The sequence below is a fragment of the Loktanella sp. D2R18 genome (genome assembly GCF_003318235.1).
Lineage (GTDB): Bacteria > Pseudomonadota > Alphaproteobacteria > Rhodobacterales > Rhodobacteraceae > Yoonia.
Genome location: NZ_QOCG01000027.1, coordinates 54,621 through 63,403, shown reverse-complemented (window position 1 = coordinate 63,403; position 8,783 = coordinate 54,621). Strand labels below are relative to the sequence as shown.

6 protein-coding genes, 1 tRNA gene and 2 rRNA genes (1 of these 9 only partly in view) are annotated in these 8,783 nt (G+C 52.0%); 7 read left to right on the top strand and 2 right to left on the bottom strand.

What is annotated here, in order from left to right:
- The 4 genes from DS901_RS12915 to DS901_RS12895 all read left to right on the top strand — a co-directional run.
- Positions 1-1,671, top strand: a 23S ribosomal RNA gene (locus DS901_RS12915); it begins 1,166 nt to the left of the window's first position.
- A 132-nt stretch (positions 1,672-1,803) separates the two neighbouring features.
- A 5S ribosomal RNA gene (rrf, locus tag DS901_RS12910) occupies positions 1,804-1,918 on the top strand.
- A gap of 69 nt (positions 1,919-1,987) precedes the next feature.
- Positions 1,988-2,064: transfer RNA gene (locus DS901_RS12905), tRNA-Met, on the top strand.
- Positions 2,065-2,610: 546 nt separating this feature from the next.
- Positions 2,611-4,170: a hypothetical protein gene (locus DS901_RS12895; protein ID WP_113777354.1), complete on the top strand. Its 1,560-nt coding sequence runs from the start codon at positions 2,611-2,613 to the stop codon at positions 4,168-4,170.
- 19 nt (positions 4,171-4,189) lie between these two features.
- Here DS901_RS12895 and DS901_RS12890 read toward each other — a convergent pair whose 3' ends face one another.
- Positions 4,190-5,947, bottom strand: a complete 1,758-nt coding sequence (locus DS901_RS12890) for an ATP-binding protein (RefSeq protein WP_113777353.1) — start codon at positions 5,945-5,947, stop codon at positions 4,190-4,192.
- Between the two features lie 12 nt (positions 5,948-5,959).
- Positions 5,960-6,502, bottom strand: coding sequence for a heme NO-binding domain-containing protein (locus tag DS901_RS12885; RefSeq protein WP_113777352.1), 543 nt, complete (start codon positions 6,500-6,502; stop codon positions 5,960-5,962).
- A gap of 293 nt (positions 6,503-6,795) precedes the next feature.
- Between DS901_RS12885 and DS901_RS12880 the strand changes: the two genes are divergently transcribed.
- From DS901_RS12880 to DS901_RS12870, 3 genes are read left to right on the top strand one after another with little or no spacing between them, the layout of a single operon-like run.
- Positions 6,796-7,992 carry a PP2C family protein-serine/threonine phosphatase gene (locus DS901_RS12880; protein WP_258546729.1) on the top strand — a complete coding sequence of 399 codons (1,197 nt, stop codon included), beginning with the start codon at positions 6,796-6,798 and terminating at the stop codon, positions 7,990-7,992.
- Entirely contained in the window at positions 7,989-8,333 is a 345-nt protein-coding gene (locus DS901_RS12875) for an STAS domain-containing protein (RefSeq protein ID WP_113777351.1), read from the top strand. The genes DS901_RS12880 and DS901_RS12875 overlap by 4 nt, the downstream gene beginning before the upstream one ends.
- A complete protein-coding gene (locus tag DS901_RS12870; protein ID WP_147249928.1) occupies positions 8,330-8,752 on the top strand; it encodes an ATP-binding protein in 423 nt (140 codons plus the stop codon). Before DS901_RS12875 ends, DS901_RS12870 begins: the two co-directional genes overlap by 4 nt.
- Positions 8,753-8,783 lie beyond the last annotated feature (31 nt).

The following is an 8,783-nucleotide window of genomic DNA, read 5'->3' as shown; positions in this document are numbered from 1 at the left end:
GGGGCTCAAGCCATGAGCCGAAGTCTAGGATGCGATTTATCGCATGGTAGCAGAGCGTAGTGTGACATAATTCCATGCGTCCTTAATTCCTTTCGGGGAATATTGGACGCAAGGAGTTTTCTGTGAAGCCGGCCTGTGAGGGATCCGGTGGAGAGATCACTAGTGAGAATGATGACATGAGTAGCGACAAAGGGAGTGAGAGACTCCCTCGCCGAAAGTCCAAGGGTTCCTGCTTAAAGCTAATCTGAGCAGGGTAAGCCGACCCCTAAGGCGAGGCCGAAAGGCGTAGTCGATGGGAACCAGGTTAATATTCCTGGGCCATGGAGTGGTGACGGATCTCGAAGGTAGTTCATCCTTATCGGATTGAATGGGCTGCTTAGAGGTTCCTGGAAATAGCCCTCCTATAAGATCGTACCCTAAACCGACACAGGTGGACTGGTAGAGAATACCAAGGCGCTTGAGAGAACCACATTTAAGGAACTCGGCAAAATACCTCCGTAAGTTCGCGAGAAGGAGGCCCGTTCAGAACGCAAGTTTTGGGCGGGGGCACAAACCAGGGGGTGGCGACTGTTTACTAAAAACACAGGGCTCTGCGAAGTCGCAAGACGACGTATAGGGTCTGACGCCTGCCCGGTGCCTGAAGGTTAAAAGGAGGAGTGCAAGCTCCGAATTGAAGCCCAGGTAAACGGCGGCCGTAACTATAACGGTCCTAAGGTAGCGAAATTCCTTGTCGGGTAAGTTCCGACCTGCACGAATGGCGTAACGACTTCCCCGCTGTCTCAAATGTGGACTCAGCGAAATTGAATTTCCTGTCAAGATGCAGGATACCCGCGGTTAGACGGAAAGACCCCATGCACCTTTACTATAGCTTCGCATTGGCATCAGGCACAGTATGTGCAGGATAGGTGGTGGGCTTTGAAGCGGTGACGCCAGTCATCGTGGAGCCTCCCTTGAGATACCACCCTTATTCTGCTTGATGTCTAACCGCGGCCCGTTATCCGGGTCCGGGACCCTGCGTGGTGGGTAGTTTGACTGGGGCGGTCGCCTCCCAAATTGTAACGGAGGCGCGCGAAGGTTGGCTCAGAGCGGTCGGAAATCGCTCGTTGAGTGCAATGGCAGAAGCCAGCCTGACTGCGAGACTGACAAGTCGAGCAGAGTCGAAAGACGGCCATAGTGATCCGGTGGTCCCGAGTGGAAGGGCCATCGCTCAACGGATAAAAGGTACGCTGGGGATAACAGGCTGATGGTGCCCAAGAGTCCATATCGACGGCACCGTTTGGCACCTCGATGTCGGCTCATCTCATCCTGGGGCTGGAGCAGGTCCCAAGGGTACGGCTGTTCGCCGTTTAAAGAGGTACGTGAGCTGGGTTTAGAACGTCGTGAGACAGTTCGGTCCCTATCTTCCGTGGGTGTAGGATATTTGAGAAGAGTTGCCCCTAGTACGAGAGGACCGGGGTGAACGATCCACTGGTGGATCTGTTGTCGTGCCAACGGCAGTGCAGAGTAGCTATGATCGGACAGGATAACCGCTGAAGGCATCTAAGCGGGAAGCCCCCTTCAAAACAAGATATCCCTGAGAGCCGAGGTAGACCACCTCGTCGATAGGCCAGAGATGTAAGCGTCGTAAGACGTTCAGTTGACTGGTACTAATGGCTCGATAGGCTTGATTTGATCCAGTAATAGCAAGATTTTACTGTAGCAAATCAAAGTACATACACACACAATCATCAGTATACGATGAAATGGAACAAAACCTGATGTTGACGGCAATGACTTCGGTCATTGCCGGTGTTTCTTTTTTGGTTTGGTGATAATAGCGCGAGCAAAACACCCGATCCCATCCCGAACTCGGCAGTTAAGTGCCGCTGCGCTGATGGTACTGCGTCTTAAGGCGTGGGAGAGTAAGTCATTGCCAAACCTAATAAGAAACACAGTTCTCTCGATACGGTATCAAAAAGACCTCAAACACACATCCGAGGCACCCTAGCGCGGGATGGAGCAGCCCGGTAGCTCGTCAGGCTCATAACCTGAAGGTCGTAGGTTCAAATCCTACTCCCGCAACCATTGAAACCGATACCCCACCCGTAAAACGGTGGGTTTTGTCGTTTTTGTGGCTTGTGAGCTCTAAGATAGCTGCCAGTTCTCCATATAATTCGATTACATGGCCGTCTGGGGCCGTCTCGTCAGGCTGAAGCCGCACTTCTGTAACCAGACCCCGAAGCAACTCACTGGCCTCCACCCGTGTTGCGTCAACGTTCAGGCTGGCCGCAAGAGCATTGATCTTCACACCATAGGCCTCAGCAAGGGCTGGATGCAGGATAGCAGTCCTACCGGCAAATGTGAGTTTGATGTAGTTTCAGGACACAGTGTACAAATCGAGCCCCGGCAACAAATACAAAACGTTAAATGCCACCCTCAGGTGGATATTGGCGTTTCCACTTCTGCGCTGGAAGCAAACCTTATCAAATGTGTTGCAAGAAGATGACCAAATCAGTTAACGATAATGTCTCATGTTCAGTCTGAGTGGGGCATACCTCAAACTCGTCGGCTGGCGAGAACAGCATTTTCACATTATGGTCGGCGGTGGGTGAATAGCATAAGTTGGCTTGTATGGAACAGTCTCAAAGTCTCAAGACATGGCAACTCTGGTTGGTCGCGACGACCTTGACGACCTCGGGGACTGTTTTGGTTGGTGATGTTGAAGTCACAGCGCAGGAGTTCCTTGTTGATACGTCGATTTTGGTAGTACCAAACGCGATTGAGATCATCGTTGATGTGCCAAGCGCCTTTCATTGGTCAAGATATCAATACGGCCCGCTCGGGGATTTCACCTATACAATTTACCCTGACGGCTCTGCCAAAATCATGTCCGGCAGCGAGCGATTGATAGAAGTGGCGCAGATCGAGTGCGCCGCGGCGCTGATGTGTACCATTATCATGCCGGATGATTCTATTTTCACTGTTCCGGTCGAACAAGGCCTGCGTCCCGTTCTGCCAGATACGTTCGATGCGTCAAGTGCCGCGATATACGTGGCGCGCTGGATATTAACGGGCACTGCCCCCATGTTTGTCGCAGAGCCGCAAACCGTACCAGTGCCTCCCGAAAATGGCCCATCTGGAACCGGTCTTGCGAACAGCGACGAAAATGCAGTGCAGCCGGTTATTGAGACCGCTATTGAATTTACTGAAGAACCCAGTGACCTAGAAAACGTTGATGTGGAGGGTGGTACTCGGCAAGACACCTCAAGCTCTATTGCGACGTTAGGCGTTGGCCCGCAAGGTCCCGTAGTAGACGTTGAGCCGAACGTAGAAAACAACCACGCTTCTGAAATCCAATGCGACGAGGTCGACCCTTTTTTTCCTGAACTATGCACCGGCCCAAGACCCCAGCAGGAAATCGTCCCGGAAATCACAACACCGCCAGTTGTCACTGTTGCGCCCCACCTTGCCCCAACTGGCGCATTGGCTCAAACGCCCGCCGAACCCGTCGTATTGCCCGAGGTGGAACCTGACGACGAAGGCTGGAGCTTTTCGGATTTGAGCTGCTCTGCAACGGCGAGCGCAAGCCTTGCTGCTCTAGACGGCGGCAATGCAAAACCTCGTATTAGTTTGGGCTGCGGGACCCAGATTACAGATCGCCTGTCTGTCAGGGGGGCCTTGATCGGCTACGCCATCCCTAGCCAGCAAGAGGACTTTGATCCGGATTATACCTATGCTGTTAACTACAAGGTTAACGACCGCGTCAACGTCAGCTACAGTAACTATTCAGCTAGTTTTTCCAACACCGATGGCGCTCTATCAGGGCTTCTCGAGGGAAACCTTCGCGCGAGTTTCAAGTTGCCAGACATTCCCCTGCCAAACGATCGGCTGCTTCCCTGCACCGCGAGCACCGGGTTGCCGGACCCGACGGGGTCTAGTGTAAATTTGTCCTGCGGTTATGCAATTACGCCCGACTTAAGAGTGGGGGCGACCGTGTATCTTTACCTTACGGGAGAGCAGGACGAACTCAGTCCTGATTACAGCTATACCCTTAGTTATCGGATCAACGACAGCTTCCGCGTGTCATACAACAACTACAGCAACAACCGGTTCCCCTGGAACCGAGGGAGTTCACCTCGCCCAGGCCTGACAGGGGGGAGCATATCCTTGAGTCACCAAATCGAATTTTAGTCGCTAGCTTTAATGGAGCCTAGCGCATCAAGATCGTGCTGAGCTCTGTAAGCTTTGCTCTGAACTTCTCGGCGGTTTCGCGGACGGTCATGTCGTCTCGTTCAGTCTCGCCCAGTTCGATCTTTTTCGCCCAATGCACCATATCGGGAAAGCCTAGCGCTAAAGCCGCGCCTTTGAGTGAATGGGCCTGCGCCTGCACCTCTTGGACGTTGCCGTTTTTATCGGCCATCATGAGTTTCTCGATTCGGTCGCTCGAATCCCGCAAGAACTTTTCTGCAAAGTCAGACAGTCCATCAAGACCGAATATTTCCACAAGGTTCTTGTGAACATCAGGCGCCATGAGATCCACCAATGACCGCGCGCTACTTGTTTCTGGCTTGGCTTTAGCCTTTCTCGGCTTTGCGGATGGCCGCGGCGTTTGCTGGGTGGTCTTCAGTCCCCCCGCTAAGACGTCTTCGATTGCGTGCTTAAGCTCTTGGAAGGGGATTGGCTTCGAAAGTATGCGATCAATCCCGACCTGTTCTGCTTCGTCTTCGATCGCGTCCATAACATGCGCAGTCAGGGCAAGGATCGGTGGCACATCGGTTGGGTCCCATCTGTCACGGATACGGCGCGTCGCCTCTAGGCCGTCCATCACGGGCATCGCGATATCCATAAGGACTAGGTCGTATTTTCCAGGCGCAAATTTTTGTAGCGCAACGCTTCCGTCTTCGGCCAAATCTGCAATCAAGCCCATTTTGTCTGCATAAGTTAAGAGCAGCTTTTGGTTGATCGTGTTGTCTTCGGCAATCAAAACGCGGGTTCCCTCGATTCCTTCGGGGGGAAGGAGGAGGGGCGTATCTCGCCCGTCCGTCCCAATGGTGTCAGGCAGATCGACGGTTTCGATCTCGATTTCGAACCAGAATGTTGACCCCTCGCCAAGCGTGCTATCGACGGATATTTCACCACCCACACCATTAATGATGCGTTTGCAAATCGCGAGCCCCAGCCCAGCGCCTTGCGCCGCCGCTGTCAATGGGTTCGATATCTGCGTGAAGTCTTTGAACAGATTTGAAATGCCCTCAGCGTCGATGCCAACGCCGAAATCTTCAACTTCTAGGCGTAAAATTGTCTTATCAGCATCACCCTTGGCCGTCGCCTTGATGGTGATCGGACCGTCGAAAGAATAGCGAATGGCATTGCTGACGAAGTTTGAAATCACTTGTCGGATGCGCGTTGCATCCCCCAAGAATAGTTTGGGCACGCTGTCACTCACTTTGCTGACAATCTGTCGGTCTGCTCCAGTATCGTGCGATTGGGCAAGTATCTTGACGCTCTCAATCAACGCGCGAATATCGACATTTTCTTCTTCGAACAAAAAGACGCCTGCTTCCATTTTTGAGAAGTCCAGCACATCGTTCACGATCCTGCTGAGGCCGACACCTGCTGTCTTGGCATAGTTCAACAGCTCAAGCTTTCCGGGCTCTTGTTCGTCCATTTCCAAAAGGTCGATCATACCCAAAAGACCACCCAACGGCGTACGAATTTCATGGCTCATGGTGGCCAGAAACCTGCTGCGCGCGGCGGACGCGGCTTCGGTGCGTTCTAATGCCAACCGCACTTCGGCCGTCCGCTCTAAAACGGCCTGCTCCAGATCAGTGGAGTACTTTTCCAGTTTCTGATTGGCCAAAAACAAGTCACGGCTTTTCTCTTCGAGCAGCGTTTCCGCCTCTGCTCGGGCGGCCGTCTCTCGTTCGTATCTCTTCCTTGAGACGCGATCGTCTGTATTTTCAGTCATCAAGAAGCCACCCTACGCAGTCGTGGTGACGTCAAATGTTGTCGTGTTCTCTGCGGTGGGATGGGGTGTCCGTGCAATGTCGCCCTCTTCTCCGAAGTGCAACAAGCAAGCTTCGATCAGCCCTTGGCAAAAGGCATCCAAAGGACGCGGCGATGAATAGATCATCGAAAGATGGCTGTCTGAAAGGCGCTCGGTGTCAAAACGCGGGAGTTCTGCGTCAGGGTACAGCTTTCGCACTTCAACGTGAATTTCCTGATCTACCGATTCAAGAAGCGCAAATGCAGATGTCTTATCCTTAAAAAACTCGGGGTAGTGTTCGATGAAGAAGGCCATCATCCAATGGCCAAACTTGATTTGCAGAACTTCGGGGCTTAGTCCGGAGTGCTCGCTGAATGCCATGACGATCTTTACCAATTCAGAACATGGGTAGTTCCCAACCGTAGTGAAGGCGCCGTCATTTTCGAGTTCAGCTTTATCAAGAACACTGTCGACGGTGTCCTCACCGAACGCATCTTCAGCCATCTTTACAAGCTCGACAAAAACAACACCCTTCATACCATACTCCTAGCTTTGTTTGCGCCGCCGATACTGGATCGGCCTCTCCGATGCCGCGGGCTCATCGGAACCTGTTATAGTCTGCATAGATGGTGTGGCGAACTCAAGGCAGATGTGTAACATTGATGAGGGATATATGAGGTAAATAGAAACCATTGATGTTTTATCCCTGAAAAATGCCGCAATTTCCCCGCTTCGGTGACATAGTTTTATGGTTGATTCGAAGCGGAAATGAATCTGTCTTAGATTGTACCTTCACGCAGTAGTAGAGTATCTTTGAGGGGGCCCGCAACGTGCGCGAACAAATTGAAATCATCGTCGCTGAGGATAACGTGGTGCAACGCGCCTACATGTGTCGTCTGATCGAGAATGTTGGTTTTGACTTTTTCAAAGTTCTTGAAGCCGAGGACGGTGCGGTCGCCCTGGAATTGCTAAAGACGTCGCGCGCCGAAATCCTGATCACTGACTATCAAATGCCGCGCCTTAACGGCGTCGAGTTGACTAGGGCTGTCCGTTCGCTTGATCTTGGGCGCTATATCCATATCATTCTGATCACTGGAACCGAGACGGGTGATTATGGTGTTCGCGCCGATGCCTTGGACGCAGGTGCCGATGATTTTTTGAATAAACAAGACGATCCAACGGGCCTTAAGGCGCGTCTGACAACTGCAATGCGCCTAATTGACCACGGCAAAGAACTAGAAGAACAGCACAGGGTGCTGAAAGAAGCCAATGACCGAATAAATGAAGATCTTGCTGCCGCCGCCCACGCCCAGCGCAACCTGTTGCCTGACATCAACACCGACATCCTCGGCGCGCATATTGCGTCTGCCTTTGTGCCGTCCTCTGTGGTGTCAGGCGACATGTTTGGGTGTTTTCCACTGAACGACAGTCAAATAGGATTTTACGCGGTCGATGTTTCGGGGCACGGTATTCGTGCGTCCCTTTTATCGGTAGCCATTGGTTACCTCATCACGCCGGAGTTTTTTGTAAAATCGGTTCTAGACGAGGATGGAATCCCCCGTCCGGCGCGTCTGGTTCGTGAGCTAAATGCACGTTTCTGCACCGATGTTCATGATGATTATTTTACGATGTTTTGTGGCGTGATGGATACGCAAAGGATTAAGGTATTTTATTGTCAGGCCGGATATCCATCTCCTTATTATGTTGATGCACAGGGTAATGTGACGCGGATTGGAAGCGGCGGATTTCCTGTGGGAATGTTTGGCGACGCGGATTATGAAGATGGGGTTATCGGCGTCGATTTGGACGGGATGCTGCTTTGCTGCTCGGACGGTGCATTTGAGGCCGAAAACGATGAAGGCATCCCTTTTGGTGAACCGCGGATGGAAAAGATCGTAAAAGAGATCTACCGTGATCCGGCCGACAAGGTGCCTGAGAAGATTATAAAAGCCTTGGCCGATTGGCGCGGGCGAAAACCGCTAGAAGACGACCTGACCGTGGTCGCAGTGAAAAGGAATATGAAATGATCCATTCAACCCAGACGGATGATGGCATTATTATTGTGCGGCCAGGCGTCCAGCGATTAACAGCGGTCAACTCAAAGGCGTTTAAGGACGAAATTGTTGCACTGATCGACGCAGGCAACAGCGAGTTTGTCATCGATTTTACAAGCACCACATTCCTTGACTCATCTGGCCTAGGCGCGCTTGCGGGTGTCCTCAAGAAGATCGGCCATCGCGGCGATTTGGCCGTCTGCGGCTTGGGGCCAGACGTGATGCAAATGTTCACGATCTGCCGAATGGATCGTGTGTTTTCAATCTACCCTGACGAAGCTGCTGCCCTTCGGGCACTGAGCGAAAAATCGTGATCTCAGAAACGTTCTATTTGGATCATAACCTTGAGAGCATTGATCCAATGGTACAGCTCTTGGTCAGGACCGCAGAGAATTCTCTGCGGCAAGATGTGCTTGGCCGCTTTGGCATTTGTACAAGCGAAGCTTTGACTAATCTTGTCCTACACGCAAAGAACTGTGCGCCGGACGCAGAAATGCAAATCAAGTTATCGGAAACGGAAATAGCGGTGTTTCTTGAAGTATATGATCCTGAAGGCGCAGACCCTTTTGACCTTCGCAAATACGCCACAGATTTGTCTGAAATCGATGTTATGGCCGAAGGTGGTCGTGGTTTGGGGCTTATCATGGCCTGCGCTGATCATGTCGCTTACGGGCGCGTCGACAATAAATACCGACTGGGGCTGACGTTTAATAAAGCAGATAAACTCGGCTAATGGCGAAGAAGCTCACGAGAGTTATGGAGAG